This is a genomic window from Mesorhizobium sp. WSM3626 (assembly GCF_000513935.1).
Taxonomy (GTDB): Bacteria; Pseudomonadota; Alphaproteobacteria; order Rhizobiales; family Rhizobiaceae; genus Mesorhizobium; species Mesorhizobium salmacidum.
On the sequence record NZ_AZUY01000001.1, the window covers coordinates 299,785 to 323,381 of the forward strand.

The 23,597-nt window shown below is 63.1% G+C and carries 29 protein-coding genes and 1 other RNA gene; 17 read left to right on the forward strand and 13 right to left on the reverse strand.

Going from position 1 to position 23,597, the window contains the following annotated elements:
• Positions 1-9: 9 nt before the first annotated feature.
• The 3 genes from M653_RS0101495 to M653_RS0101505 form a co-directional block, all read right to left on the reverse strand.
• A complete protein-coding gene (locus tag M653_RS0101495) occupies positions 10-891 on the reverse strand; it encodes a sigma-70 family RNA polymerase sigma factor (RefSeq protein ID WP_027141690.1) in 882 nt (293 codons plus the stop codon).
• A gap of 24 nt (positions 892-915) precedes the next feature.
• Entirely contained in the window at positions 916-1,230 is a 315-nt protein-coding gene (locus M653_RS0101500; protein WP_027141691.1) for a hypothetical protein, read from the reverse strand.
• A 103-nt stretch (positions 1,231-1,333) separates the two neighbouring features.
• Positions 1,334-1,765, reverse strand: a complete 432-nt coding sequence (locus M653_RS0101505; RefSeq protein ID WP_198028660.1) for a helix-turn-helix domain-containing protein — start codon at positions 1,763-1,765, stop codon at positions 1,334-1,336.
• Positions 1,766-1,930: 165 nt separating this feature from the next.
• On the opposite strand from M653_RS0101505, the gene M653_RS0101510 reads away from it, so the two are divergent.
• Positions 1,931-3,733 carry a chloride channel protein gene (locus tag M653_RS0101510; protein WP_027141693.1) on the forward strand — a complete coding sequence of 601 codons (1,803 nt, stop codon included), beginning with the start codon at positions 1,931-1,933 and terminating at the stop codon, positions 3,731-3,733.
• Between the two features lies 1 nt (position 3,734).
• On the opposite strand, the gene M653_RS0101515 is transcribed toward M653_RS0101510, so the two are convergent.
• The 4 genes from M653_RS0101515 to M653_RS0101530 form a co-directional block, all read right to left on the reverse strand.
• Positions 3,735-3,959: a ribbon-helix-helix domain-containing protein gene (locus M653_RS0101515; protein ID WP_027141694.1), complete on the reverse strand. Its 225-nt coding sequence runs from the start codon at positions 3,957-3,959 to the stop codon at positions 3,735-3,737.
• Positions 3,956-4,171, reverse strand: a complete 216-nt coding sequence (locus M653_RS0101520) for a DUF4169 family protein (RefSeq protein WP_027141695.1) — start codon at positions 4,169-4,171, stop codon at positions 3,956-3,958. The genes M653_RS0101515 and M653_RS0101520 overlap by 4 nt, the downstream gene beginning before the upstream one ends.
• Positions 4,172-4,180: 9 nt before the next feature.
• Entirely contained in the window at positions 4,181-4,717 is a 537-nt protein-coding gene (locus M653_RS0101525; RefSeq protein ID WP_027141696.1) for an SspB family protein, read from the reverse strand.
• A 147-nt stretch (positions 4,718-4,864) separates the two neighbouring features.
• Positions 4,865-5,554 (reverse strand): TetR/AcrR family transcriptional regulator, encoded by a 690-nt coding sequence (locus M653_RS0101530; RefSeq protein WP_027141697.1) that lies wholly within the window; start codon positions 5,552-5,554, stop codon positions 4,865-4,867.
• Between the two features lie 185 nt (positions 5,555-5,739).
• Here M653_RS0101530 and M653_RS0101535 point away from each other — a divergent pair, with 185 nt between their 5' ends.
• Positions 5,740-6,945, forward strand: coding sequence for a multidrug effflux MFS transporter (locus tag M653_RS0101535; RefSeq protein WP_027141698.1), 1,206 nt, complete (start codon positions 5,740-5,742; stop codon positions 6,943-6,945).
• A 137-nt stretch (positions 6,946-7,082) separates the two neighbouring features.
• On the opposite strand, the gene M653_RS0101540 is transcribed toward M653_RS0101535, so the two are convergent.
• Positions 7,083-7,520, reverse strand: a complete 438-nt coding sequence (locus M653_RS0101540; protein WP_027141699.1) for a VOC family protein — start codon at positions 7,518-7,520, stop codon at positions 7,083-7,085.
• A gap of 328 nt (positions 7,521-7,848) precedes the next feature.
• Positions 7,849-8,209: a transfer-messenger RNA gene (gene ssrA, locus M653_RS1000000135210) on the reverse strand.
• A 167-nt stretch (positions 8,210-8,376) separates the two neighbouring features.
• Here ssrA and M653_RS0101550 point away from each other — a divergent pair.
• From M653_RS0101550 to M653_RS0101575, 6 genes are all read left to right on the forward strand, one after another.
• Positions 8,377-8,688: a DUF2853 family protein gene (locus M653_RS0101550; RefSeq protein ID WP_027141700.1), complete on the forward strand. Its 312-nt coding sequence runs from the start codon at positions 8,377-8,379 to the stop codon at positions 8,686-8,688.
• Positions 8,689-8,859: 171 nt separating this feature from the next.
• Positions 8,860-9,654: a thymidylate synthase gene (locus M653_RS0101555; protein ID WP_027141701.1), complete on the forward strand. Its 795-nt coding sequence runs from the start codon at positions 8,860-8,862 to the stop codon at positions 9,652-9,654.
• A gap of 243 nt (positions 9,655-9,897) precedes the next feature.
• Complete coding sequence (gene modA, locus M653_RS0101560) at positions 9,898-10,692, forward strand: molybdate ABC transporter substrate-binding protein (protein WP_027141702.1); 795 nt, start codon at positions 9,898-9,900, stop codon at positions 10,690-10,692.
• A 25-nt stretch (positions 10,693-10,717) separates the two neighbouring features.
• Positions 10,718-11,422 carry a molybdate ABC transporter permease subunit gene (gene modB, locus M653_RS0101565; RefSeq protein ID WP_027141703.1) on the forward strand — a complete coding sequence of 235 codons (705 nt, stop codon included), beginning with the start codon at positions 10,718-10,720 and terminating at the stop codon, positions 11,420-11,422.
• Positions 11,419-12,531, forward strand: coding sequence for a molybdenum ABC transporter ATP-binding protein (modC, locus tag M653_RS0101570; RefSeq protein WP_027141704.1), 1,113 nt, complete (start codon positions 11,419-11,421; stop codon positions 12,529-12,531). The genes modB and modC overlap by 4 nt, the downstream gene beginning before the upstream one ends.
• Before the next feature lie 73 nt (positions 12,532-12,604).
• Entirely contained in the window at positions 12,605-12,949 is a 345-nt protein-coding gene (locus tag M653_RS0101575; protein WP_027141705.1) for a winged helix-turn-helix domain-containing protein, read from the forward strand.
• A 114-nt stretch (positions 12,950-13,063) separates the two neighbouring features.
• On the opposite strand, the gene cobF is transcribed toward M653_RS0101575, so the two are convergent.
• On the reverse strand, positions 13,064-13,825 hold the full coding sequence (gene cobF / locus M653_RS0101580) for a precorrin-6A synthase (deacetylating) (RefSeq protein ID WP_027141706.1): 762 nt from the start codon (positions 13,823-13,825) through the stop codon (positions 13,064-13,066).
• A 146-nt stretch (positions 13,826-13,971) separates the two neighbouring features.
• Here cobF and M653_RS0101585 point away from each other — a divergent pair, with 146 nt between their 5' ends.
• From M653_RS0101585 to M653_RS0101605, 5 genes are all read left to right on the forward strand, one after another.
• Positions 13,972-14,985: a DUF4424 domain-containing protein gene (locus M653_RS0101585; RefSeq protein ID WP_027141707.1), complete on the forward strand. Its 1,014-nt coding sequence runs from the start codon at positions 13,972-13,974 to the stop codon at positions 14,983-14,985.
• The gene (locus M653_RS0101590) at positions 14,985-15,503 is read left to right on the forward strand and encodes a dihydrofolate reductase (RefSeq protein WP_027141708.1); all 519 of its coding nucleotides are present in this window, start codon (positions 14,985-14,987) and stop codon (positions 15,501-15,503) included. Before M653_RS0101585 ends, M653_RS0101590 begins: the two co-directional genes overlap by 1 nt.
• A gap of 165 nt (positions 15,504-15,668) precedes the next feature.
• Entirely contained in the window at positions 15,669-16,784 is a 1,116-nt protein-coding gene (gene hflK, locus M653_RS0101595; protein ID WP_027141709.1) for an FtsH protease activity modulator HflK, read from the forward strand.
• A 2-nt stretch (positions 16,785-16,786) separates the two neighbouring features.
• A complete protein-coding gene (locus M653_RS0101600) occupies positions 16,787-17,752 on the forward strand; it encodes a protease modulator HflC (RefSeq protein ID WP_027141710.1) in 966 nt (321 codons plus the stop codon).
• 6 nt (positions 17,753-17,758) lie between these two features.
• Positions 17,759-17,947, forward strand: a complete 189-nt coding sequence (locus M653_RS0101605) for a DUF2065 domain-containing protein (protein ID WP_027141711.1) — start codon at positions 17,759-17,761, stop codon at positions 17,945-17,947.
• A 30-nt stretch (positions 17,948-17,977) separates the two neighbouring features.
• On the opposite strand, the gene M653_RS1000000138070 is transcribed toward M653_RS0101605, so the two are convergent.
• The gene (locus M653_RS1000000138070; RefSeq protein WP_272483008.1) at positions 17,978-18,103 is read right to left on the reverse strand and encodes a hypothetical protein; all 126 of its coding nucleotides are present in this window, start codon (positions 18,101-18,103) and stop codon (positions 17,978-17,980) included.
• Here M653_RS1000000138070 and M653_RS0101610 point away from each other — a divergent pair.
• Both M653_RS0101610 and M653_RS0101615 read left to right on the forward strand, forming a co-directional pair.
• Entirely contained in the window at positions 18,093-19,610 is a 1,518-nt protein-coding gene (locus M653_RS0101610; RefSeq protein WP_027141712.1) for a DegQ family serine endoprotease, read from the forward strand. The two genes, M653_RS1000000138070 and M653_RS0101610, sit on opposite strands and share 11 nt — an antisense overlap.
• Before the next feature lie 55 nt (positions 19,611-19,665).
• Positions 19,666-19,926 carry a toxin-antitoxin system HicB family antitoxin gene (locus M653_RS0101615; protein WP_027141713.1) on the forward strand — a complete coding sequence of 87 codons (261 nt, stop codon included), beginning with the start codon at positions 19,666-19,668 and terminating at the stop codon, positions 19,924-19,926.
• On the opposite strand, the gene M653_RS0101620 is transcribed toward M653_RS0101615, so the two are convergent.
• Together M653_RS0101620 and serB are read right to left on the reverse strand one after the other, a co-directional pair.
• Positions 19,927-20,490: a GNAT family N-acetyltransferase gene (locus M653_RS0101620; protein WP_027141714.1), complete on the reverse strand. Its 564-nt coding sequence runs from the start codon at positions 20,488-20,490 to the stop codon at positions 19,927-19,929.
• A complete protein-coding gene (serB, locus tag M653_RS0101625) occupies positions 20,487-21,374 on the reverse strand; it encodes a phosphoserine phosphatase SerB (RefSeq protein WP_027141717.1) in 888 nt (295 codons plus the stop codon). Before serB ends, M653_RS0101620 begins: the two co-directional genes overlap by 4 nt.
• On the opposite strand from serB, the gene miaA reads away from it, so the two are divergent.
• Both miaA and M653_RS0101635 read left to right on the forward strand, forming a co-directional pair.
• Positions 21,364-22,353: a tRNA (adenosine(37)-N6)-dimethylallyltransferase MiaA gene (miaA, locus tag M653_RS0101630; RefSeq protein ID WP_027141715.1), complete on the forward strand. Its 990-nt coding sequence runs from the start codon at positions 21,364-21,366 to the stop codon at positions 22,351-22,353. The genes serB and miaA overlap by 11 nt on opposite strands.
• 105 nt (positions 22,354-22,458) lie before the next feature.
• On the forward strand, positions 22,459-23,253 hold the full coding sequence (locus M653_RS0101635; RefSeq protein WP_027141716.1) for a GGDEF domain-containing protein: 795 nt from the start codon (positions 22,459-22,461) through the stop codon (positions 23,251-23,253).
• The last annotated feature ends 344 nt before the right edge of the window (positions 23,254-23,597 follow it).

The window sequence follows — 23,597 nt, forward strand, 5'->3', positions numbered from 1 at the left end:
GCAATCGTCTCAAAGAAGAAACGTTTCGGCGCCGTCAGCGACGTATCTGGCGTGGCGGAAGTCGCGAATGGTGGCAAGTTTGCCGCCCTGCCAACCCAGCAGGATGAAGTATGTCGGCGCTGCCGCAGGGTCGTTGGGATCGCGCACGAGGATTGCCGGACGGTCTTCGACGAAACCAGGCGCGAAATGCCAGTCCTGCACCCGGGAATAATTGCCGAAATAGGTTGCCACCTCCTTGCGGCCGTTCAGCCTTGCTCTGGCCACCAGTTCCAGCCGCACTTCGTCGGCCAGCATATCCCGCACGGCGTCGAAATCGCGGGCGTTGAAGCGATCGACATAGGCGTCGAGCAACAGGCGCTCCGATGCACTCAGCCTGGGAACAGGACGATCGTCCTGTTCGTCGGCGATCTCACGCAACCGGCCTCGGCCACGGTGCAGCGCGGCCTTAATCGCGGGGATGCTGGTGTCGAGCATGGTGCTGATCTCCTGCAGCGAATAGCCCAGGACGTCCATCATGATGACGCTGCTTCGTTGCGCGACGGGAAGGCGCATGAAACTGTGCAGTCCGGCTGCCGCGGCCTGCCGGTCGGCGATGGAATTTGCCGGGTCGGCGATCATGTCCGGCTCCTCGTCGGAGAAGGCCCTCTCGCGGGCGCGGCGGCGCAGGAAATCGAGCGCCGCATTGTGGGCGATGCGGAACAGCCAGCCTTCGGGATTGGTGATCGGGCCGGCGTTGGGCAAGGCCTCGAATGCCTTGGCCAGCGCCTCCTGCAAGACGTCCTCGCCATCGACGACCGAGCCTGTCATGCGGGCGCAATAGCGGTGCAGCTTGGGGCGCAATTCGCCGAACAAGCGGTCGAAAGGCTCGCGGACTTCGCCTTGACTGTTCATGCACCGGCCGTTCTTTGACGTGGTTTATTCAGGCTGCTCGTCCAGCATCCGATAATGGCCCACCACTGTCATCACGTCACGATGCGGCGGTTCGATGCTGCGATCCCTGATGCCATTTTGGAAGGCCTCGAAAGCGGCAAGCCCGGGGATGACGTCGGCATGCTCGTCGGTTTCGATCTCGACGAGATGGACGAAAGTGCCGTCGCCGGAGCGCCAGGTCATGTAGCGAACGCCTTCCGGCGATTTGCCGCGCAGTTCCTCGAACACGGCTTTGACCAGGCGCTCGTTCTCGTCGGCCCGGTCCGGCTTCGTCTTATAGCGTATCAAATGGTGTTTCATCGCATCGGCTCCTTGGCTCTCACCTGTCCAAGACGCCGCGGCCAGGCCAAAGGATTCGGATTCGAAAAAATAGTTCGGTATCGGCCCGCACGGACGCCGGGCGTCAGTCTTGGCCCCGATCGAGCAGGCGCCGCAGCATGGGTTCTACGCGCGAGAGCTCGTCGAGATGCGCGGCAGACAACTCGGCCAGGCAATCGTCGGCGCGCTCGGTCAGCCGCAGCAGTACGCGGCGATGATCGTCCTTGTCCTGATCTCGTGCGACCAGTCCTGCCTCGCCGAGGCGGTTGACCAGTTCGACGGCGCTGTGGTGGCGGATGCGCAGGCGTTCCGCCAGGTCGCCCACCGTCACCGGCCCGCCGCCCGGATATCCCTTGATCGCCAGCAGCGCCTGGTGCTGGCGCGGGGTCAGGCCGGCCTCCTCGGCCTGCACCTGGCTGAATTCGAGGAAGCGGCGGATCAGGTAGCGGAATTCGGACAGCCGCTCGTAGTCGGATTGCCTGATGGCGGGGCGTGGTGTCTTGGGCGGCTGCGTCATATCGGAGATGTCTTCGTTTTCCGGTGAAAGCTCAAACGAAATTTCGGGCGGAACGAGCTTGAACAGATATATCGTGTTACGATAGATAGCCGACCGACAACCGGCTGGCCACTTCGACCGTGCCGCAAAAATCAGACACGGCCGCCGCCAGGAAGCAAAGCCACCATGAAGACCCACAACACTAATCCCGGTCATCTCAGGGATTTCACCACGGATGCCCGAGTGCTGCTCGTCGCCGCGATAGCGGTGGTGGTGGCGACCGCCGGGCTGTTTGCCGGCATCGTGCTTCTGAAGCTGATCCGGCTGGCCACCAACATCGCCTATTTCGGTCAGTTCTCGCTTGCCGAGCTGAAGCTGCAGGATACGCCGCTCGGGCTTGCCGCCGTCATCGTTCCGGTCATCGGCGCGCTGATCATTGGCCTGATGGCGCGCTATGGCAGCGAGAAGATCCGCGGCCACGGCATTCCCGAGGCGATCGAGGCGATCCTGCTCGGGCGCTCCAGACTGGACGCGAAGGTGGCAATCCTGAAGCCGCTGTCGTCGGCGATCTCGATCGGCTCCGGCGGGCCGTTCGGCGCCGAGGGGCCGATCATCATGACCGGCGGCGCCATCGGCTCGCTGATCGCGCAGATGCTGCCGGTCTCAGACAATGAGCGCAAGACGCTGCTGGTCGCGGGAGCGGCGGCCGGCATGACCACCGTGTTCGGCACGCCGATCGCGGCCATCATGCTGGCGGTGGAACTGCTTTTGTTCGAATGGACGCCGCGCAGCTTCATTCCCGTGGCGGTGGCGGCCATCGTGGCGGAGGTGGAGCGCACGATGCTGCATATGCCGGGGCCGATCTTTCCGTTCCAGGGCGGCATGGCGGTCTCCTTCCTCGGCCTTGGCGGCTGGTTGCTGGTCGGTATCTGCGCCGGTCTTTTGTCCGGGCTGCTGACGCAGATGGTCTATGCGTGCGAGGACGGCTTCCAGAAGCTGCCCATCCACTGGATGTGGTGGCCGATGCTCGGCGGCCTGGTGGTCGGCATAGGCGGATTGATCGACCCACGGGCGCTCGGCGTGGGGTATGACAACATCGCCGACATGCTGGATGGCCGCACGATCGCGACCGCGGCGCTCCTGCTGCTGGTGGTCAAGGCCGTGATCTGGTCGGTGGCGCTCGGCTCGGGAACCTCGGGCGGCGTGCTGGCGCCGCTGTTGATCATGGGTGGCGCAATGGGCGCGGTGCTTGCCGGGATCCTGCCGGCGGCGGACCCGGGCTTCTGGGCGCTGCTGGCCATGGCCGCCACCATGGGCGGCACGATGCGTGCACCGCTGACAGCCACTTTCTTCGCCGTCGAGCTGACCGGCAACACGCATGTGCTGGTGCCACTGATCGCGGCCTGTGCGGCGGCGCATGCCGTCACCGTGCTCCTGATGAAGCGTTCGATCCTGACCGAGAAGATCGCCAGGCGAGGGCACCACCTCGTGCGCGAATATCGCGTCGATCCATTCGCGCTCACCAGGGTGCGCGAGGTGATGACATCGGAAGTCGAGAGCGTGCCGGCGACGATGACGCTGCATGGCGCGGCCGCCTTTCTGACCGCGCCGGAAACCCGGCATCCGAGTTTTCCCGTGGTCGATGAAGACAGGCAGGTGCTCGGGCTCATCGATCCGCCGGCAATCCTGCGCTGGCGCCGCGCCGGCAAGCACCGGACGACGACGCTTGGCGAGCTGCTGGCCGGAAGCAAGGTGACGCTGGCCTATCCCGACGAATATCTGGAAGGCCTGTCGGACAAGCTGCTGACGGCCAACGTCTCGCATCTGCCGGTCGTGGCGCGTGAGGATGGAAGGCTGATCGGCTATGTCGGCTGGAAGGATCTGATGCGCGTGCGCTCGCGCAAGCAGGCCGAGGAGCGTGAGCGCTCGACCTTGCTCGGCTTTGGCACCAGACGCAGGAAAAAGGCGGACGCGGCCGAAAGTGCCTAGTTCAGGCGTTCGTCCCGCGCTTCGCCCACTCCAGGACATAGAGCCTCAGCGCCGAGGACAGGTTGGCATCGCGCGGCCGGGTCTCGTCAATTTCGGCGACAAGGGCGGCGAGTGTCAGCTTTCTCGCCGCCGCGATGGCGACGAGATCGTCATAGAAGGGCTTTTCGAGGGAATAGCTGGTGCGATGACCGCGAATGCTCACCGAGCGCTTTTCGACGGCGCTCATTGACCGTCAGATTGGTTGGAATCGTCCGGTTCGCCGGATTTTTCCCGGTGATGGCCCGCGACGAACCTTTCGCTCTTGTCGGCGATCAGGCGGTCGCGTTGCTTTTCGGCCTTGGTGCGGCCGTGCAAGGCGCGATTCTGGCTGGCCGTTTGTTCCTTGTCGGCCCGCGCCTTCTGTTTGCGGAGCTGACGAAGGTTGACGATGTCGGCCATGGACCGAGCCTATTTCTTGCGGAAGGCGTCGAGCGAAACCACTTCTGCGCCCTTGGTGCCGGCATCGGCGGCCGCGGGCTTCTTCTCCGCTTCGGCGGCGGCCTTCTTCTCGGCCTTCGGCTTCTTCTCGGAGACGATGGTCAGCGGCTCGGGGGCCGGTGCTGCCGGTTCCTCGTCGGGCTGCGCGTCGGTCTTGACGTCGAATTCGAGTTCGAAATTGACCGAGGGATCGTAGAAGCCGCGCACGGCCGAGAACGGGATCTCGAGTTTCTCCGGCACGTCGGAGAAAGAGAGACCGACCTCGAAGCCGGTGTCGGTCACCTTCAGGTCCCAATACTGGAACTGGATGACGATGGTCATCTGCTCGGGATAGCGCTCGCGCAGGCGCGACGAGACGCGCACGCCGGGCGCGCCGGTCAGGAAGGTGATGAAGAAATGATGGTTGCCGGGAAGGCCGGTGCGCGCGACCTCGGCCAGGACCTTGCGCATGACGCCGCGCAACGCCTCCTGGGCCAGAATGTCGTAGCGGATGTGGTCGTCGGCCATGAGTTGGGTCGGGTTCCGTTGAATCGTCCGCATAGCTGTAATCAAGCTTGGGCGCGGCGTAAACCTGATATAGACCGCCGCCGCGCCGAAGCGAAGACTATTGCCACCGATTTGAACGGCAAGGCGGCTTCGCCGCAACCGCAAATGTTATGCGTTAGCCAGCGCAGTGTGCTTTTTCGCGCCGGCCGGGGAAGGGCGCTTGCCGAAAGCGCGCAGGAAGGTGCGCACGCCGTTCGTCGCCGATTGCACCACCTCGTCCTCACGCGGCGTGCCGCCAAGCATGAAGGTGGTCTGCAATTCGGCATTGACGAGGCCGAGGAACTGGCGTGCCGCGACGTCGGGATCGTCGATCGTGAGGTGGCCGCCATAGGCGAGGCGTGCGAAGCGGGCGGCGATTGCCGGCCATGTCCGGCCAGGGCCCTGTTCGCGCCACTCGGCAAAGAGTTCGGGATAGCGCTCGCCTTCGGTCTGGATCAGCTTGCGCAGGAATTTTCCGTCGCGGTTGCAGATGCAATTCTGATTCAGGCGCACCGCAAAACCGACAAGGTCCGCTTCGAGATCCCCGGGCTGATCGGGGAAGGTGGCAATGGTGGCGAAGATGCCGGCGTTGCAGCGCTCGGTCAGGTCGCGCACGACGGCGATGAACAGCTTTTCCTTGTCGCCATGGTGGTTGTAAACGGTCTGGCGTGACACGCCCGCCTCAATCGCGATCAGGTCGATGTTGGCACCGGCGAAGCCTTCTCGGCAGAACACGCCGGCGGCGGCGTCGACGATCGACAGGCGCTTGGCTTCGTGGCCGCGTGGCGGGAAAGTGTCAGGAGAAACGCCCGGTCTCATGAAAATCTATATAGAGGTGATTGACGATTTAGACAAGGCTGTCTAAATTTGTGGACACGATATAAGGGGATTTCACTCCAGAGGGACGAATAAATTCTCTCCAGGAGTCGGAATCCCACGGGATGGAACGTCCTGGGGTAGACGTCGCCTGGCGGCGATAACCAGATTCGAAAGAAGCCAATATCATGAATCCCAAATTCCTCCGCATCGCGGTCGTGCTCGGCCTGTTGTCCGCCATCGGTCCGTTCGCCATCGACATGTATCTGCCCGCATTGCCGTCGATCGGCACCGATCTGCATGCCGGCACCGCCGCCGTGCAGATGAGCCTTTTGATCTTCTTCCTGTCGATGGGCTTCGGCCAGATCGTCGTTGGGCCTATCTCCGACATGGTCGGCCGCAAGCTGCCGCTCTACGGCGGCCTGGCGCTGTTCATGGTCGGCGGCATCGGCTCGGCAATGGCGCCGACCATCGAGTGGCTGATCGCCTTCCGCTTCCTGCAGGGGCTTGGCGCCAGCGCCGGCATGGCCATTCCGCGCGCCATCGTGCGCGACCTGCACACCGGCAATGAGGCCGCCAAGCTGATGTCGCTGCTGATGCTGGTGTTTTCGGTGTCGCCGATCCTGGCGCCGCTGACCGGCAGCCAGATCATCGAGAATTTCGGCTGGCGCGCCGTATTCTGGACGGTGACCGGCGCGGCCGTGCTCGCCACCATCCTGCTCGCGACCTCGCTCAAGGAGACGCGGCCGGCGGAAGAACGGGTCGGTTCCTCCTTCGGAACCGCGCTCGCCGGCTACCGCTTCCTGATGGGCGACCGTAATTTCCTTGGCCTGGTGGCGATCGCCGGCTTCGGCATTGCGAGCTTCTTCGTCTATCTGTCGAGCTCGTCCTTCATCCTGATCGACCATTATGGGCTGTCGCCTTCGGTCTACAGTGTGTTCTTCTCGATCAATGCGGTTGCCTTCATCGGCATGTCGCAACTGACCGGCCTGCTTTCCGAACGCTTCGGGCTGAAGCGCGTGGTGTGGGTGGCGGTGACCGGCTACGCCTCGACGATGGTTGTGCTGTTTGCCATCATGGCGACGGGCGTCGACCGGCTCGATGTGATGGCGGCCCTGCTGTTCGTCGGCTATGGCTTCCTCGGCCTGGTTATCCCGACCACATCGGTGCTGGCGATGGAAGAGCATGGCGAGATCGCCGGCACGGCGTCGGCACTGATGGGCACGCTGCACTTTGCCATCGGCGCGCTCGCCATGGGCGTTGCCGGCGTGTTCTTCGACGGCACGCCGTTTCCGATGGTCGCCGGCATCACGCTCTGCGCGGTGATATCGTTCGCGCTGGCGAAGGTCACGCTTGGCCGTAGCCGCGAAACGGTCGAAGCGCCGGCGGAATAGGCCCTCGATGAATCAGAAAAGGCCGGGTCGATCCCGGCTTTTTTTGTGCTGGAGGCATCGCGGACGACACAAGCTGCAGTCGTTTATCCCGGCGGAAAACCGGCGTTTGCCCCGGGTTCACGACTGCTCTCTGGTGCTCAGCTGAGTTCCTGGGCGAGTCCGATGAGAAGCCCTTCGGGTCCACGGATGTAGCAGAGCCGATACACATCCTTATACTGGACCACTTCCCCTACGAGCTGCGCGCCGCGCGTGCGGAGCCTTTCAAGCGTATCGTCGATGTCGTCCACGGTGAACATGACGCGGAGGTAGCCCAAGGCGTTGACTGGAGCATTCCGGTGATCCGCGACCACAGGCGGCGTGAGGAAGCGGGAGAGCTCCAGCCGGCTGTGGCCGTCCGGTGTGCGCATCATGGCAATCTCGACATGCTGATCGCCCAGTCCGGTGACACGCCCGGCCCATTCTCCTTCGATCGTGGCCCGCCCTTCGAGCTCGAGGCCGAGTTCGCGAAAGAAATCGATCGTCACTCCGAGGTCTTCGACGACGATTCCTACATTGTCCATCCGCTTGAGCGCCATGTTTCCGATCTCCAAGATGTCGGTTCAATCCACAATATTTCGCCGGGTTCCAACAACGCGCATGAACGGCCGGGCCGGTGGTCCGGCCGCTTTATGCTCGCGATATCAGCGGCAATCCAGCCGCGTCGAGGAGGACGTGCACGCGCTCCTCGACTGGCGCCAGCGGCAAGGTCACCAATTCGTAGCCGAGTCCGGCACAGACGCCGGCCACTGATTGGCAAGTGCGCTCGGCCTCGTCGAGCGTTGGCCTGCGCTCTTCGTCCTGGGTGAAGAGACGCGAAGTTTCGTCGGCACGAGCCGTTGTGCGTGACGCAAATTGAAGGGGAGAAGTGGAGGTTTCTGTTGCCAGGTACCTCCGAACCCCGCCTAGAAGTGCGAACCCCTAGGGCTTGATTTGAAGCTATCGCACTGCATTAAGCAGCGAGACGTGCTTCCGCATAGTTGTCGTTGGCAACTATAAGTTTAGCCCGATAACGGTGGTACAATGCCGGGCAAAAGTACGACCTTTACACCTTCGTCGATCCTATTTCGCCCCCAGCAAAAACCGCTCTGTCGTCGACAGCGGCTTTTGGTGGAGGCGCCGGGTACCGCCCCCGGGTCCGAACGGCTTATTTCATCGCCCATTTATCGCCATAGTCGGTCAAGCCGACAAAACGAATATAGGGGGCGTTGCGTGGAAATGAAAGGCCGCATTGGCGGTTTGTCCCTGTGTCAATTTGCGCGCCACGGGTTGACTTGGGCGTGGTCTCAACCGAAGCTTTGCGAGCGGTGAGGAGTTACCGACCTAGCGCACAAGTTGCCAAGCGCGCCACAGCCCTCATCGATCGGATCCGTGGCGCCGACGAGGGGAATTTTGATGGCCGATTATCTTGCGGATGTGAAGAAATATGACGCCGCGGCAAACGCCGATGCGGTCGAAAAGATCGTCAAGCATCTGGGCATTGCGTTGAGGAACCGCGACTCCTCCCTGGTGTCCTGCACGGACCCGAAGGAATTGGCGCGGGTCAAGGAGCGCTGGGTGGCCAAGAAACTCGGCGTCAGCGACGGGGCGAAAGCCGACGCGGCGATCGAGAAGACCTGCAAGGCGATGCACGCCGACAACACCAAGAACCGCGTGACCTTTTACTATCTGTTGGCCAAGGATCTGGGCAAGCTCAGCTCCCTCTAGGACCTTTTGGGTCACTCCATTCTGGCGGCCGGCTGGCGACTTTCCGCGTTTCCGGTTCGCCAGAGTAGGCGCTGAAACAGTTTCTCCCCTGGATGGGGAAACTTCAGACAAACGTGGCGTCAGCGCCTACATGCGCTATGATCGGCAAATCTCGAATCGAGCCCGAAACCGATGCGCCAGTATCTCGACCTCTTGCAGCATGTGCTGGACAACGGCGCCGATCGCGGCGACCGCACCGGCACCGGCACGCGCTCCGTCTTCGGCTACCAGATGCGCTTCGATCTGGCGCGCGGCTTTCCGGTCACCACCACCAAGAAGCTGCACCTGAAGTCGATCATCCATGAACTGCTGTGGTTCCTGGCCGGCGACACCAACATCAAGTACCTGACGGACAACGGCGTTTCGATCTGGGACGAATGGGCCGACGAAAATGGCGACCTCGGTCCGGTCTACGGCAAGCAGTGGCGGTCCTGGCCGGACGGCCACGGCGGTTCGATCGACCAGATCGCCAATCTTCTCAAGGAGATCCGCCGCAATCCTCAATCGCGGCGACTGATCGTTTCGGCCTGGAATCCCGCCGAGATGGAAGCCATGGCGTTGCCGCCTTGCCACTGCCTGTTCCAATTCTACGTGTCCGAGGGCCGGCTTTCCTGCCAGCTCTACCAGCGCTCCGCCGACATCTTCCTCGGCGTGCCGTTCAACATCGCGTCCTATGCACTGCTGACGCTGATGGTGGCGCAGGTGACCGGGCTGAAGCCAGGCGATTTCGTCCACACGCTCGGCGACGCGCATCTCTACTCCAACCATTTCGAGCAGGCGCGCGAACAGTTGCAGCGCACGCCGAGGGCGCTGCCGACGATGTGGATCAATCCGGACGTGAAGGACCTGTTCGCCTTCCGCTTCGAGGATTTCCGGCTGGAAAACTATGTCGCCGATGCCTCGATCAAGGCGCCGATAGCGGTCTGAGCCGCAGCTTTTCAGTCGATGCCGACCATCACGTCCGAAGCCTTGACCACGGCATAGGCCTCCTTACCCTTTTTTCGAGCTTGAGGTCGGCGACGGCTTCGTTGGTGATCGAAGGTCTTAGCAGAACAACCCTCGAACAGGTGCATTCCGGCAACGCCAGGCCTTCCCTTGTTATATCCATGCGGATATATCGGTCTGCGAGCTTCGAGCCGATCGGATTTTTGAACCCAGGGAGAGTTTTCGATGACGCGCAAAGGTTTCGGGTTGAGGACGATCGCCATTAGCGGTTTTGCGGCGGCGTTGATGACGGCAACGTCGGCAGCGCACGCGGAAGACAAGGTCGTGGTGTTCGCGGCTGCCAGCCTCAAGGACGCGCTCGACGCGGTGAACAAGGCCTGCGAAGCCGATGTCGGCGAGGCCGCGACCGTCTCCTATGCCGCGAGTTCGGCGCTGGCCAAGCAGATCGAGGGCGGGGCACCGGCCGATGTCTTCATCTCGGCCGATCTCGATTGGATGAAATATCTCTCCGACAAAAAGCTGACCAAGCCCAATACGGAAGTGAAGTTGCTCGGCAACAAGATCGTGCTGGTGGCGCCGAAGGATTCGACTGTCGAAGCCAAGATCGAGAAGGGCTTCGATCTCGCCAAGCTGGTCGGCGACGGCAAACTCGCCATGGGCGACTTCAAGGCCGTGCCGGCCGGCAAATACGGCAAGGCGGCACTCGAATCGGTCGGCGTCTGGTCCTCGGTCGAGGGCAAGGTGGCGCAGGCCGAGAATGTCCGTGCGGCCCTGAAGCTGGTTTCGACCGGCGAAGCGGTCCTCGGTATCGTCTATGCCACCGACGCGCACGCCGAAAAGGGCGTCAAGGTGGTCGGCACGTTCCCAGAGGATTCACACCCGCCGATCATCTATCCGGTTGCCCAAACCGCTGATTCGAAGGACAAGGATACACCGGCCTTCCTGAAGTGCCTGCAATCCGCCAAGGCCGGCGCACTCTTCAGGGAACAGGGTTTTACCGTGCTCACGCCGAGCAACTGAGTTCGAAAGGCCCCGATACCGCAATATGACCTGGCTGCTGGACCTCACTCCCGACGAATGGAATGCGGTCCGGCTGTCCATCAAGGTGGCGACGGCTGCGATGCTGGCCAGTCTGCCGCCGGGCATAGCGATCGCGCTGCTGCTTGCCCGGGGGAAATTCTGGGGCAAGACACTGCTCAACGGGCTGGTGCATCTGCCGTTGATCCTGCCCCCCGTGGTGACCGGTTATCTCTTGCTTTTGACTTTCGGCAGGCGCGGCCCGGCCGGTGCATTCCTCGCCGAACATTTCGGCATCGTCTTCTCGTTTCGCTGGACGGGTGCCGCCCTTGCCTGCGGCGTCATGGGCTTTCCCCTGATGGTGCGCGCGATTCGGCTGTCGATCGAGGCGGTGGACCGTAAGATGGAGGCGGCCGCGGGCACGCTCGGCGCCAACCCTCTGTGGGTGTTCGGCACCATCACGCTGCCGCTGATCCTGCCCGGGCTGATCGCCGGCGCCATCCTGTCCTTCGCCAAGGCGATGGGCGAGTTCGGCGCCACGATCACTTTTGTCTCCAACATCCCCAACGAGACGCAGACGCTGCCGACGGCAATCTACACCTTTACCCAGGTGCCGGGCGGCGACGAAGGGGCGCTGCGGCTGACGCTGATTTCCATCATCATTTCGATGGCGGCACTGGTCGCCTCGGAAGTGCTGGCGCGGCGCGTCGGCCGGCGGATGGACATCGAATGAGCGTCCTTGTCGACATCGGACATCGGCTTGGCGATTTCGCCATCGACGCCCACTTCGAGAGCGCCGGACGGCTGACGGCGCTGTTCGGGCCATCCGGTTCGGGCAAGACGACGCTGATCAACATGATTGCCGGGCTGATCCGGCCGGACCAGGGGCGCATCGAGGTCGACGGCCGCGTGCTGGCCGACACCGGTGCCGGCATTTTCGTGCCAAGGCACAAGCGCCGCATCGGCATGGTGTTCCAGGATGCGCGCCTGTTTCCGCATATGAGCGTTATGAGCAATCTGCGCTACGGCCGTTGGTTCACGCCAGCGGCGGAACGCTACGCGGATATGGACAGTGTTGTCGAACTGCTCGGCATCGGTCCGCTGCTTGGGCGACGGCCGGCAAAACTCTCGGGCGGCGAGAAACAACGCGTGGCGATCGGCAGGGCGCTGCTTGCCAGCCCCAGGCTGCTGCTCATGGACGAGCCGCTGGCCTCGCTCGACGAAGCCCGAAAGGCCGAGATCCTGCCCTATATCGAGCGGCTGCGCGACGAAACGAAGATCCCGATCGTCTATGTCAGCCATTCGGTTGGCGAGGTGGCGCGGCTGGCCAGCGACGTGGTGATGCTGGCGCAGGGCAAGGTCATCGCCAGCGGTCCGACCGAGGCAGTCATGCAAAGGCTCGACCTGTTGCCGGCCGAAGAGCGCGGCGAGGGTGGCGCCGTGCTGGATACGAAGGTGCTGCGTCACGACGAGACTTTCGGCATGACCGTGCTCGGTTCGGCCGCCGGCGAGATCCGCGTGCCGCGCCTTGAGATGAAGCCCGGGGCTCCGGTGCGTATCCGCATTCGCGCTCGCGACGTGATGATCGCCACGGAAAAACCGACGGGCCTCAGTGCACTCAACATCTTGCCGGGCACTATCGTCGCGATCAGCCCGGGCGAAGGGCCGACGGTCGAGATCGGCATCGACTGCGATGGCGCAACCGTGCTGGCTCGCATCACGGAACAATCGCGACAGGCGCTGAAGCTGCGGCTTGGCGACAAGGTCTTCGCGGTGGTCAAGACCGTGAGCTTCGACCGGGCGAATACCGGCGCCGGCTTGCCGCTCGAGGTCGACGGCTGACAGGGGTGGTGATCGCCGCTATATTGTTTTGGAATAACGGTCGCCGAAGCTGAAGCGATCGCGGAGGAGCAAAATGCCGTCGCTGAGCTTGCGGATAAATCTCGATCCGGACGGACGGATAGGCCCTGGCAAGATCGAGCTTCTGGAGCACATCGCCACGTTCGGTTCGATCTCGGCCGCCGCGCGCGGCATGGAGATGTCCTACAAGCACGCCTGGGATCTGGTCGAGGACATGAACCGGGTGTTTGGTAAGCCGCTGGTTTCGGCGCAGACCGGCGGCCGCAAGGGCGGCGGGGCGCAGCTGACGACGGTCGGCCTGGCGGTGGTCAGCCGCTTTCGCGCCCTCGAGCGCGCGGCGTCCGCCGCGGCGGCGACGCATATGGATGCGCTGCAGGCCGAGATTGAAGCGGGGCAGTAGTCAGTAGTCAGTAGTCAGTAGTCAGTAGTCAGTAGTCAGTAGTCAGTAGTCAGTAGTCAGTAGTCAGTAGTCAGTAGTTGGTTGGACTCACTACTCACTACTCACTACTCACCACTACTCCTGCTTCCGCAGCAAATACGTGTCCATGATCCAGCCTTTTTCCCGGCGGGCTTCGTCGCGGCGCTTTTCGATTTCGGCGCCGACATCGCCCAGGCGGCCGGAGATGATGATCTCGTCCGGCGTGCCGAGATAGGCGCCCCATTGGATGAAAAGGTTCTGGTCGGCCAGCGTGTTGAAGGCGCATTTGCCGTCGAGCATGACGACGGCGCTGCCGGCATTGTCCGGCATGCCTTCCTCGGTCAGGCGGCGGCCGGTGGTGATCAGCACGGGATCGCCGATGCGGTTCAGCGCCGTTTTGTGGCTGGCGGCCAGCGCCTGGATGGCAGTTATGCCGGGGATGACTTCCAGCTCGAAGGCGACACTGCCCCTCAGGCGCACGCGCTCCAGGATGCGCAGGGCGCTGTCGTAGAGCGAGGGGTCACCCCAGATCAGGAAGGCGCCGCAACCGTCCTCGGCGATCTCGTCGCGGATCAGCCCCTCGTAGATGGCGGCGATCGCCTCATGCCAGTCGTCGACCGTCGAGCGATAGGAAGACGTTGGTTCGGCGCGCACCGGCACGTCGAACTCGACCCGGCGTGAGGTCGGGTTGGTGACGAAGCGGTCGCAGATCCCGCGCCGCAGGTCGGCAAGGTCTGTCTTGCCGGCGCCCTTGTCGGGAATAAACAGGACGTCCGCCCGGTTCAGGCCCGATATGGCCTGAACCGTCATGTGGTCGGGATTGCCGGCGCCGATGCCGATGACGAGAAGCTTGCGCATGCGGCGAACTCCTGCCCGATCGTGACCTGTTAGTCCAGACCGCGTGCGTGTCCAGACCGCATGCGTGAGCACTGACGCGGAAGGGCTTTGAAACGCCGCATTGAAAGGGCTAGGGTCCCGCGGGCATTCTCGCCGAGGGGGCTTTCATGCTGCGATATGTTTTGACCACCGTACTGGCCCTGTCGGCGGCGCCTGCATTGGCCAATGATTCGGTTGCCGAGCTTGGCACCGGCGGCCTGATCCTGTCGCGCAACGACGCCGTGGCGATGCAAAGTGAGGATCTTTTCATCTCGCCCGAAAAGGTGACGGTGGATTACGTCTTCCACAACAACACCGACAAGGATGTCGACGCGATCGTGGCCTTCCCGATGCCCGACATTTCGGGCGATCCCGAAGAGATGCCGGCGATCCCTGAAAATCAAAGCGACAACTTCCTCGGCTTCGAGGTGACGATCGACGGCGCGCCGGCAAAGCCGCAACTCGAGCAGAAGGTGCTCGCGCTCGGCATCGACATCAGCGCCGATTTGAAGGCGCAAAACGTGCCCTTCAATCCGTTCGGCGATGCCGCCAAGGCGGCGCTGACGAAGCTGCCGCAAGCGGTGGCTGACGACTGGGTCAACCGCGGCATCATCATCGAGGATGCGGAGGCCGACAGTGGCCAAAAACCCGGCTATTCGCCGTTCTGGCAATTGCGCTCGACCTATTGGTGGCGCTCGGCCTTCCCGGCCAACAAGGACGTTCACGTCTCGCACCGCTACAAGCCGAGCGTCGGCGGCACGTCGTCTGTCAGTTTTTTCAATGAGGGCCAGTTCCAGGGTTCATACGCAGCCTACAAGACCCGCTACTGCATGGACGGCGCATTCGAGAATGCGGTGCGCAAGGCGGCGAAGGACAATGCGGACGGTTATCCCAAATTCTACGAAAGCCGCATCGCCTATATTCTGACCACCGGCGGCAACTGGGCGGGGGGCACCATCGGCAAGTTCAAGCTGACCGTCGACAAGGGCAACCCGAAAGCCCTAGTCTCGTTCTGCGGCGACAATGTCAAAAAGGTCGGGCCGACGAGTTTCGAGATGACGGCGCACGATTTCTATCCCGAGCACGATATCGATATCCTCCTGCTCGAACCGTCGGACAGCAATGACGGGGACGCAAATTGATGCATGTCGCGATCTACGTCGCCATTGCCGAGAACGGCGTGATCGGGCGGGATGGTGGGTTGCCCTGGCGGCTCTCCACCGACCTCAAGCGCTTCAAGGCCGACACGATGGGCAAGCCCATCATCATGGGCCGCAAGACCTATGAAGGCATCGGCCGGCCGCTGCCGGGCAGGCTGAACATCGTCGTCACCCGCGACAAGGCGTGGCGCGCCGAGGGCGTCGAGGTGGCGCATACACTGGAAGCCGCGATCCAGCTGGCGACGGTGCGCGGACGCTGCATGACAGGCGTCGACGAGGTCTGCATCATCGGCGGCGGCGAGATCTATACCCAGGCGCTGCCGCTGGCGGACCGCCTGCACGTCACCCATGTGCTGGCCGCCGTCGACGGCGACGCGTATTTCCCGCCGATCGACCCTGATATATGGCACGTGGTCAGTTCGCAGGAGGTTCCGTCAGGAGAAAAGGACAGCCATGCGACGCGCTATACGGTTTACGAGCGCCGCCGCGAGATGGTTTGAAAACAAAAACGACATTTAAGGACGACAAAGGGTCGCTACCGGCCCAAAACGGATGAAGTCGACGGGCATCGCGTTGAAAGCGTGCCGTGGCGTCCCTATAGAAGAACGACACTGGATTTGCGCCGTACCGCGGCGCTTGAGGGAATTCCAAGCGAAAGGACATTCATGCCCTGGAACGACAAAGGTGGCGGAGGCGGCGGCCCGTGGGGCGGCGGCGGCAACAACCAGGGGCCCTGGGGGCAGGGACCCAAGGGGCCGAGCGGCCCGCAGGGGTCGCCTCCCGACCTCGAAGACATCATTCGCCGTGGCCAGGATCGGCTGAGGCGCGCGCTTCCCGGCGGCGGTGGCGCCAGTCCGGCCGTGTTCGGGCTGATCGCCGCGGTGCTGGTCGTTCTGTGGGCCTTCCAGGCGGTCTATACCGTGCAGCCCGACGAGGTCGCGGTCGAACTTCGCTTCGGCAAGCCGAAGGCCGAGCTTTCCCAGCCTGGCCTGCACTTCCATTGGTGGCCGCTTGAAACCGTCGAGACGGCCAAGATTTCAGAGCAGCTCGTCGACATTGGCGGTGGCAACACCAGCGGCAACGGCCTGATGCTCTCGGGCGACCAGAACATCGTCAATGTACAGTTTTCGGTGGCCTACCAGGTCTCCGAACCCCGCGCTTACCTGTTCGACGTTTCCGACCCGGACGGCATGCTGCGGCAGGTTGCCGAGAGCGCCATGCGCGAAGCCGTCGGCCGCCGGCCGGCACAAGACATTTTCCGCGACGACCGCCAGGGCATTGCCGCCTCGGTGCGCGAGATCATCCAGACGACACTGGACGGCTACAAGGCCGGTCTCAACGTCAACGCCGTCTCCATCGAGGATGCAGCACCGCCACGCGAGGTGGCAGATGCGTTCGACGAGGTGCAGCGCGCCGAGCAGGACGAGGACAAGTTCGTCGAGCAGGCCAATCAGTATTCCAACCAGAAGCTCGGCCAGGCGCGCGGCGAAGCAGCCCAGGTCCGCGAAGACGCGGCCGCCTACAAAAATCGTGTGGTGCAGGAAGCCGAAGGTGAGGCCCAGCGCTTCATCTCGGTCTACGACGAATATGCCAAGGCCCCCGATGTCACGCGCAAACGCCTTTATCTGGAAACCATGGAGAGGGTTCTGAAGGACTCGAGCAAGGTCATCGTCGAGCAAGGCAACGGACAAGGTGTCCTGCCCTATCTGCCGCTGCCCGCATTGCAGCCGAAACCGCCGGCGCCGGCTGCCCCCGCCGCGAGCACGGGAGGTACCCAGTGATGATGGCCAACCGTCTTCCCATCTTCGTCATCGTAGCGGCGGTCATCCTGTTCCTGATCTATTCCTCGGTCTTCGTGGTCAATGCGCGCCAGCAGGCGCTGGTGCTCCGTTTCGGCGAGATCGTTGACGTCAAGAGCGAGCCAGGCATCTACTTCAAGGCGCCGTTCTCGTTCTTCGACGCCGACACGGTGCAGCTGATCGAGAACAGGGTGCTGCGCTTCGATCTCGACAATATTCGCGTCCAGGTGTCGGGCGGCAAGTTCTATGAGGTCGATGCCTTCATCGCCTATCGCATCTCGGATCCGCGCGTCTTCCGTGCGGCGGTGTCGGGTCAGATCGAACTGGCCGAAGCGCGGCTCAGGACGCGTCTCGACGCAGCGTTGCGCCGCGTCTACGGCCTGCGCGATTTCGAGGCCGCGCTCTCCGAAGAGCGTGCCGTGATGATGCGCGAAGTTCGCGATCAGCTCAGGCCCGACGCCACGTCGCTCGGCTTGCAGATCGAGGACGTCCGCATCCGCCGCACCGATCTGACGGCCGAAGTTTCACAGCAGACCTACGACCGCATGAAGGCGGAACGCCTGGCGGAGGCCGCGCGGCTGAGGGCACGCGGCAACGAAGCGGCACAGCGCATTACGGCACGTGCCGATCGTGAAGTGGTCGAGATCGTTGCCGAAGCGCGGAAGGAGTCCGAGATCCTGCGCGGCGAGGGCGAAGCCCAGCGCAGCGCCACCTTCGCGGGAGCCTATCAGCGTGATCCGGCCTTCTTCGACTTCTACCGGTCGATGAATGCCTATGGCACCGCGCTGGACAGCACCGGGACCACCATGGTGCTGTCGCCAAGCTCGGAGTTCTTCCGCTACTTCCGCGATCCTGACGGCAAGGAAGGACCGGCGAAACCGACATCGCCGGCACCCGCCGCGCCGGCGGCACCTGCCGCGCCGGCGACACAGCCCAGCACCGGCCAGTAACGGCCGGTGCAGGATTTCTTCGCGGCGATAGGCCTGGTCCTTGTCATAGAGGGCCTGGTCTATGGCGGCTTCCCCCGCTTTGCGAGGAAGCTCGCGGGCGAAGTGCTGTCGATGCCGGAGAATGCATTGCGGATTGGCGGGCTGGCCGCCATCGCCATCGGTGTCGGCATCGTTTGGCTGGTGCGGGGCGGGTAAAGGCGTCCGGTTTGCGGAATAACGCTCGATTTACGCTCCGCCGATAGCCATAGCCGCAAACGTGCCGTATTTCTTGCCATCATGGCGCGACACGGCGTTTTCGTCGAAGCGCTTTTCTCTTTCAGAAATGCCGGGAGGCTTCTCGATGACATCCAACACCCTTTTGCGCGCCGCTCGACGGACGTTGGTCGCCGGTACGGCAGCGCTTGTCCTGGGCACTGCCGCCATCCCGTCCTTCGTGACGCCGACATTCGCCGCCGACGGGCCTGCCTCGGTCGCCGACCTGGCGCAAGGCGTGCTCGGCGCGGTGGTCAACATCTCGACCTCGCAGACGGTGAAGGGCACCGAAGGGCCGGGCGCCGTGCCGATGCCGCAGCTGCCCGAAGGCTCGCCCTTCCAGGACTTCTTCGACGACTTCTTCAAGAACCGCGGTGGCGATAAGGACAATGGGTCGCAAAAGGTGCAGTCGCTCGGTTCGGGTTTCGTCATCGACGCCGAACAAGGCATCGTCGTCACCAACAACCACGTGATCGCCGATGCCGACGACATCGAGGTCAATTTTTCCGATGGCGTGACCTTGAAGGCGACGCTGGTCGGCACCGATACCAAGACCGACGTCGCGGTGCTGAAGGTCGATCCGAAAGGCCACAAGCTGACGGCGGTGAAATTCGGCGATTCCACCAAGATGCGCGTCGGCGACTGGGTGATGGCGGTCGGCAATCCGTTCGGCCTCGGCGGCACCGTCACCGTCGGCATCGTCTCGGCACGCAACCGAGACATCAATTCGGGCCCTTATGACGATTTCATCCAGACCGATGCGGCGATCAACCGCGGCAATTCGGGCGGACCGCTGTTCAACAGCGCCGGCGAGGTCATCGGCATGAACACCGCGATCATTTCGCCGTCCGGCGGATCGATCGGCATCGGCTTCTCCATTCCCTCGCAGCTCGCCTCGGGCGTCGTCGAGCAGTTGCGCCAATATGGCGAGACGCGGCGCGGCTGGCTCGGCGTGCGCATCCAGCCGGTGACGGACGACATCGCGGAAAGCCTGGGCATGGCGACCGCCAAGGGCGCGCTGGTGGCCGGCGTCATCAAGGGCGGACCAGTCGACAACGGCACCATCCAGGCCGGCGACGTCGTCATCAAGTTCGACGGCAAGGACATCCATGAAATGCGCGACCTGCCGCGCGTCGTGGCCGAAAGCCCAGTGGGCAAGGCCGTCGACGTGCTGATCGTGCGCAAGGGCGTCGAGCAGACGGTGAAGGTGACGCTCGGCCGGCTCGAGGATGGCGAGAAGCTCGCCAGCGGCGAGAATGGCAACACCGACCAGAACAAGGGCGGCGACAAGGCTCCGGCTGTCTCGACCGCCGCAGTGCTTGGCATGACGGTCGGCGAACTCAATGACGAGACGCGCAAGAAGTTCAGCATCGCCGGAGATGTCTCCGGCGTCGTCATCACCGAGGTGGCAAAGGACTCCGCCGCCGCCGAACGCGGTATCCAGCCGGGCGAAGTGATCACCGAGATCGCGCAGGAATCGGTCGCCACGCCCAAGGACGTCATGGACAGGATTGGCGCGCTGAAGGAGCAGGGGCGCAAGAACGCGCTGCTGATGCTGGCTTCGAAGACCGGTGAGCTCAGGTTCGTGACGATCCGGATGGATTGACGTTCGAGGTCGTTCCAGTTGTCAGTCCTGCCGAACTGCTGGAAGGATTTCGAATATGATCAAGGCAACCTATCCTTTGAAGCTTCCACAGTCAGTCAAGGAAGCAGCCGCGCGCTTGGCAAAGGCCGACGGTGTATCGCTCAATCAGTGGATCGCTTCTGCCGTGGCGCAGAAGGTCGGAGCAATGGAAACGGCGACCGATTTCCTGCGTCGCAGGGCAGGTGGTGCATCGGGCGACGACTTCGCAAAAATGCTCGACCGCGTCGCCGCCGCATCGCCACAACCTGGCGACGAACTCCCTTCGGACAGGCATTGATCAGCCGCGGTTCGCCTGCCAGTCTTGGCGAGACAGCCGGTAGAACACATTCCGCTCGAGCGCGGGATGGCTGTCGGGAATACCGGGATGATCGAAATCGGCGGAGGGATCGGCTGTCATGCCGAGACGTTCCATGACGGCAGTCGAGCGGCGGTTGTCGGCGACGGCGAAGGAAACGATTTCGTCGAGGGCCAATGTCTCGAAACCGTAGGCCAGCCATGCCTCGGCGGCCTCGGTGACATAGCCCTTGCCCCAGAATTCGGGCGCCAGCCGCCAACCGATCTCGATCATGCTGGCGGGCAGGAACGGCAGGTGATCGGTTCCGGTGATGCCGACAAAGCCGATGCATTCGCCCGTGGTAACGATCTCCGCGGCCGCGAAGCCAATGCCGTCGCGATCGATGGCGGCGCGGAACTCATCCATCTTGGCGTCGGCGGCGGCGCGGTCGCGGCGAAACGGGAAGAACTCCATCACGCGTTCATCGGAATTGATGCGATGGAACAATTGGCGGTCGCGATCCTCCCAATTGCGCAGGATCAGTCGTTCGGTACGAATTGGTTTCATTGCACGAATTCTTCCTGCCGGTAGCCCTGCAGATAGAGCAGCGCGGTTAGGTCGGCATGGTCGATCCGGACTTTTGCCTGCGCCGCGACGCTAGGCTTGGCATGGAGCGCGACACCGGTGCCGGCCAGGCGGATCATGTCGAGATCGTTGGCGCCGTCGCCGACGGCGATGGCATCGGCCGGCGTCAAGCCAAGGCGCGCACAGATTTCGAGCAGCGCCTCGGCCTTGGCGGCGCGGCCGAGGATCGGCTCGCCGACCAGCCCGGTGAAGCGTCCATCCTGGTCGAGCAGGCTGTTGGCGCGGTTTTCCTGAAAGCCAAGCATCGCAGCGATGCGCGTGGTGAAGACCTCGAAACCGCCCGAGACGAGTGCAGTCCAGGCGCCGTTGGCGCGCATGGTCTGGACCAGCGCGCGGCCGCCCGAGGCCAGCGTCAGCCGATTGGCGACGATATGCTCGACCACGGCGGCATCGAGACCCTTGAGCAGCGCCACGCGCTCGCGCAGCGCCGGCTCGAAGGCGATCTCGCCATTCATCGACCGCGCGGTGATGGCCGCCACGTGATCCTTGACGCCGATCTCGTCGGCCAGTTCGTCAATGCACTCCTGGTCGATCATGGTCGAATCCATATCGGCGATAAGGATTTTCTTGCGGCGTGTTTCAGCCTGCTGGACGATCACATCGATGGGCTCAACGGCCAATGCGGCACGAAGCCCTGCAGTCGTTTCATCAGCCTGCGCCGCTGGCGGCAGGGCAAGATCACAGGCAATGCCTTCGGCCAGCCAGACGACAGCGCTTGCGCCCACCGACCGTGAGGCCATATTCGCAAGCGACGGCGACAGAGCGCGGTCAGCGGGATGGGAAACAAGCGTGGCAATGAGCGGCATCGAGGATTCCGGCGCGGATGCGGGCGAAGGCCGCGTGAAGAACGCGATCCTGATAGCTGGGCCGACCGCCAGCGGCAAGTCGGCGCTGGCGCTCGAACTGGCCGAACGCACAGGTGGCGTCATCGTCAACACCGATTCCATGCAGGGCTATTCGGTTCTCGACGTCCTGACCGCCCGGCCGGAGGCGGCCGAGCTCGCAAGAGCGCCGCATTTTCTCTATGGGCATGTCCATCCCCGCTCCGCCTACTCGACCGGCGCCTGGCTGCGCGACGTGATGAAACTCATCGACGACGGCACGTTCTTCGAACGGCCTGACGGAACACTCTCGCGGCGGCCAATCTTCGTCGGCGGCACCGGCCTTTATTTTCGCGCGCTGACCGAGGGTATTTCGGAAATGCCCGACATTCCGCAGCGGATCCGCGATCGCTGGCGCTATGAGTTGAAGGAGCAAGGCGCGGTCAAGCTGCACGCCCTGTTGTTGCGTGAGGATTCGAGAGCCGCCATGCAGCTGAAGCCAACCGACAGCCAGCGCATTGTGCGGGCGCTCGAGGTGCTCGACGCATCCGGCCGATCGATCCTGGAATGGCAGGCCGAGCGCGGCCGGCCGCTGATCGACAGGCAGAGCGCGCATTTCCTGGTCATCGAGCCGGACCGGGCGGCATTGGTCGACCGCATCGAACGACGTTTCGACCGGATGCTGGACAAGGGCGCGCTGGAGGAAGTCAAGCAGCTTGCGGCCCTTCATCTGGACCCAGACCTGCCGGCGATGAAAGCGATCGGCGTTCGCGAACTGCAGGCTGCGATGGCAGGGCAATCGAGCTTTCCCGAGGCGATCGAGCGCGCCAAGATCGCGACAAGGCAATATGCCAAGCGGCAGGGGACCTGGTTTCGCCATCAGCTGGGGCCGGAATGGCAGAGACTGCGCCCCGGTGACGATTGCGAAACCACGATCCAAACACTTGTTGCTAATGCAACTTAAAAAGTTGACCTTGAGGGCAAGGTTCCCGCCGAAGTTGCCGGAATTAACGCTCCGTAAGGCGGTCGGTGCCATAAGGTCGGCGGGCACTTTTCCATCGGGGAGCAGATGCGTTTCCATAAGGCGGAATCCGCTTTTTTCGTCTTTATTTTCGTGATCCTCGCTGCTGGCCTGGTGACGCTGCACGCCTATGGGCTCTTGCAATCCTTCGCCACCGAGCTCCATACGCCTTCGGGCCTGGACAAGGTCATCTACCTCAACAAGCTGTTGTTCGCGACGGGCGTTCTGCTCGCGACCGCGCTGTTTTTCGGCATCTTCTTCATCTACCCGCTGATCCGCAAACAGGCGACGGAAGAAGGCAAGCTGCGCGCCATGACGGTTTCGCTCAGTGCCCGCTCGGAGACGTTCGAGCATGCCGCCCTGACGGACGGTCTGACGGGCATGCAGAATCGCCGCTATTTCGACGACGCGCTGAAGGAATATCTCGAGGAGTTCCGGCGCATCGAAAAGCCGGTCGGGCTGATGATCCTCGATCTCGACCATTTCAAGCAGGTCAACGATACCCACGGCCACGACGTCGGCGACGAGGTGCTCAAGGCTGTCGCCAGATGCCTCAAGGACATGACACGTTTCCACGATGTGGTGGCGCGCCTGGGCGGTGAGGAATTCGCCGTGGTCACGCCCAACATGGAGGCGGACCTCCTGGCCAAATTCGCCGAGCGCATCCGCAAGGCGATCGCCAACATGTCGATCCTCTCCGGCAACAATGTCCGGCTCAAGATCACGACCAGCGTCGGCCTCGCCGTCTGGGACCGCAAGGAAACCGCCGAGGAATTCTACCGCCGCGCCGACCGCCAGCTCTACGAAGCCAAGAGGCAAGGCCGTAATCGCGTCTGCGCCTAAAATCCCGTCAGGGAATTCGTGAGGCCGGCCGTCTGCTGCCGTTTTCTGCGCTTCCGGTACTCATATGTGGACGGCCCCCTGCTTGCAAGGTTTTGGCTGAAGATGATTTGATCGGATCGCTTGCGCTCATATGTCCGGCCTTTTGCGCGCGGATATGTGAGCGCTGGCCTAGATGGGCTCACGGATAGCGAGTTCCAAACACGTACACGACATTGACTGCCAGTGAGCACCTCGGAGTGTCTCGCTCGTCCCGGTTCGACCGGTCACACCATCTTCTCCTCTGCTTGCAAGTTCCGGCCTTCAGTGTCGAGCGTGCGCTCGGCACCGAACTCTTAATGCTCTCA

What these genes read in the sequence shown, in the direction of transcription:
- M653_RS0101495 (WP_027141690.1), bottom strand. Translation starts at nt 891, where the DNA reads ATGAACAGTCAAGGCGAAGTCCGCGAGCCTTTCGACCGCTTGTTCGGC.
- M653_RS0101500 (WP_027141691.1), bottom strand. Translation starts at nt 1,230, where the DNA reads ATGAAACACCATTTGATACGCTATAAGACGAAGCCGGACCGGGCCGAC.
- M653_RS0101505 (WP_198028660.1), bottom strand. Translation starts at nt 1,765, where the DNA reads ATGACGCAGCCGCCCAAGACACCACGCCCCGCCATCAGGCAATCCGAC.
- M653_RS0101510 (WP_027141693.1), top strand. Translation starts at nt 1,931, where the DNA reads ATGAAGACCCACAACACTAATCCCGGTCATCTCAGGGATTTCACCACG.
- M653_RS0101515 (WP_027141694.1), bottom strand. Translation starts at nt 3,959, where the DNA reads ATGAGCGCCGTCGAAAAGCGCTCGGTGAGCATTCGCGGTCATCGCACC.
- M653_RS0101520 (WP_027141695.1), bottom strand. Translation starts at nt 4,171, where the DNA reads ATGGCCGACATCGTCAACCTTCGTCAGCTCCGCAAACAGAAGGCGCGG.
- M653_RS0101525 (WP_027141696.1), bottom strand. Translation starts at nt 4,717, where the DNA reads ATGGCCGACGACCACATCCGCTACGACATTCTGGCCCAGGAGGCGTTG.
- M653_RS0101530 (WP_027141697.1), bottom strand. Translation starts at nt 5,554, where the DNA reads ATGAGACCGGGCGTTTCTCCTGACACTTTCCCGCCACGCGGCCACGAA.
- M653_RS0101535 (WP_027141698.1), top strand. Translation starts at nt 5,740, where the DNA reads ATGAATCCCAAATTCCTCCGCATCGCGGTCGTGCTCGGCCTGTTGTCC.
- M653_RS0101540 (WP_027141699.1), bottom strand. Translation starts at nt 7,520, where the DNA reads ATGGCGCTCAAGCGGATGGACAATGTAGGAATCGTCGTCGAAGACCTC.
- M653_RS0101550 (WP_027141700.1), top strand. Translation starts at nt 8,377, where the DNA reads ATGGCCGATTATCTTGCGGATGTGAAGAAATATGACGCCGCGGCAAAC.
- M653_RS0101555 (WP_027141701.1), top strand. Translation starts at nt 8,860, where the DNA reads ATGCGCCAGTATCTCGACCTCTTGCAGCATGTGCTGGACAACGGCGCC.
- modA (WP_027141702.1), top strand. Translation starts at nt 9,898, where the DNA reads ATGACGCGCAAAGGTTTCGGGTTGAGGACGATCGCCATTAGCGGTTTT.
- modB (WP_027141703.1), top strand. Translation starts at nt 10,718, where the DNA reads ATGACCTGGCTGCTGGACCTCACTCCCGACGAATGGAATGCGGTCCGG.
- modC (WP_027141704.1), top strand. Translation starts at nt 11,419, where the DNA reads ATGAGCGTCCTTGTCGACATCGGACATCGGCTTGGCGATTTCGCCATC.
- M653_RS0101575 (WP_027141705.1), top strand. Translation starts at nt 12,605, where the DNA reads ATGCCGTCGCTGAGCTTGCGGATAAATCTCGATCCGGACGGACGGATA.
- cobF (WP_027141706.1), bottom strand. Translation starts at nt 13,825, where the DNA reads ATGCGCAAGCTTCTCGTCATCGGCATCGGCGCCGGCAATCCCGACCAC.
- M653_RS0101585 (WP_027141707.1), top strand. Translation starts at nt 13,972, where the DNA reads ATGCTGCGATATGTTTTGACCACCGTACTGGCCCTGTCGGCGGCGCCT.
- M653_RS0101590 (WP_027141708.1), top strand. Translation starts at nt 14,985, where the DNA reads ATGCATGTCGCGATCTACGTCGCCATTGCCGAGAACGGCGTGATCGGG.
- hflK (WP_027141709.1), top strand. Translation starts at nt 15,669, where the DNA reads ATGCCCTGGAACGACAAAGGTGGCGGAGGCGGCGGCCCGTGGGGCGGC.
- M653_RS0101600 (WP_027141710.1), top strand. Translation starts at nt 16,787, where the DNA reads ATGGCCAACCGTCTTCCCATCTTCGTCATCGTAGCGGCGGTCATCCTG.
- M653_RS0101610 (WP_027141712.1), top strand. Translation starts at nt 18,093, where the DNA reads ATGACATCCAACACCCTTTTGCGCGCCGCTCGACGGACGTTGGTCGCC.
- M653_RS0101615 (WP_027141713.1), top strand. Translation starts at nt 19,666, where the DNA reads ATGATCAAGGCAACCTATCCTTTGAAGCTTCCACAGTCAGTCAAGGAA.
- M653_RS0101620 (WP_027141714.1), bottom strand. Translation starts at nt 20,490, where the DNA reads ATGAAACCAATTCGTACCGAACGACTGATCCTGCGCAATTGGGAGGAT.
- miaA (WP_027141715.1), top strand. Translation starts at nt 21,364, where the DNA reads ATGAGCGGCATCGAGGATTCCGGCGCGGATGCGGGCGAAGGCCGCGTG.
- serB (WP_027141717.1), bottom strand. Translation starts at nt 21,374, where the DNA reads ATGCCGCTCATTGCCACGCTTGTTTCCCATCCCGCTGACCGCGCTCTG.
- M653_RS0101635 (WP_027141716.1), top strand. Translation starts at nt 22,459, where the DNA reads ATGCGTTTCCATAAGGCGGAATCCGCTTTTTTCGTCTTTATTTTCGTG.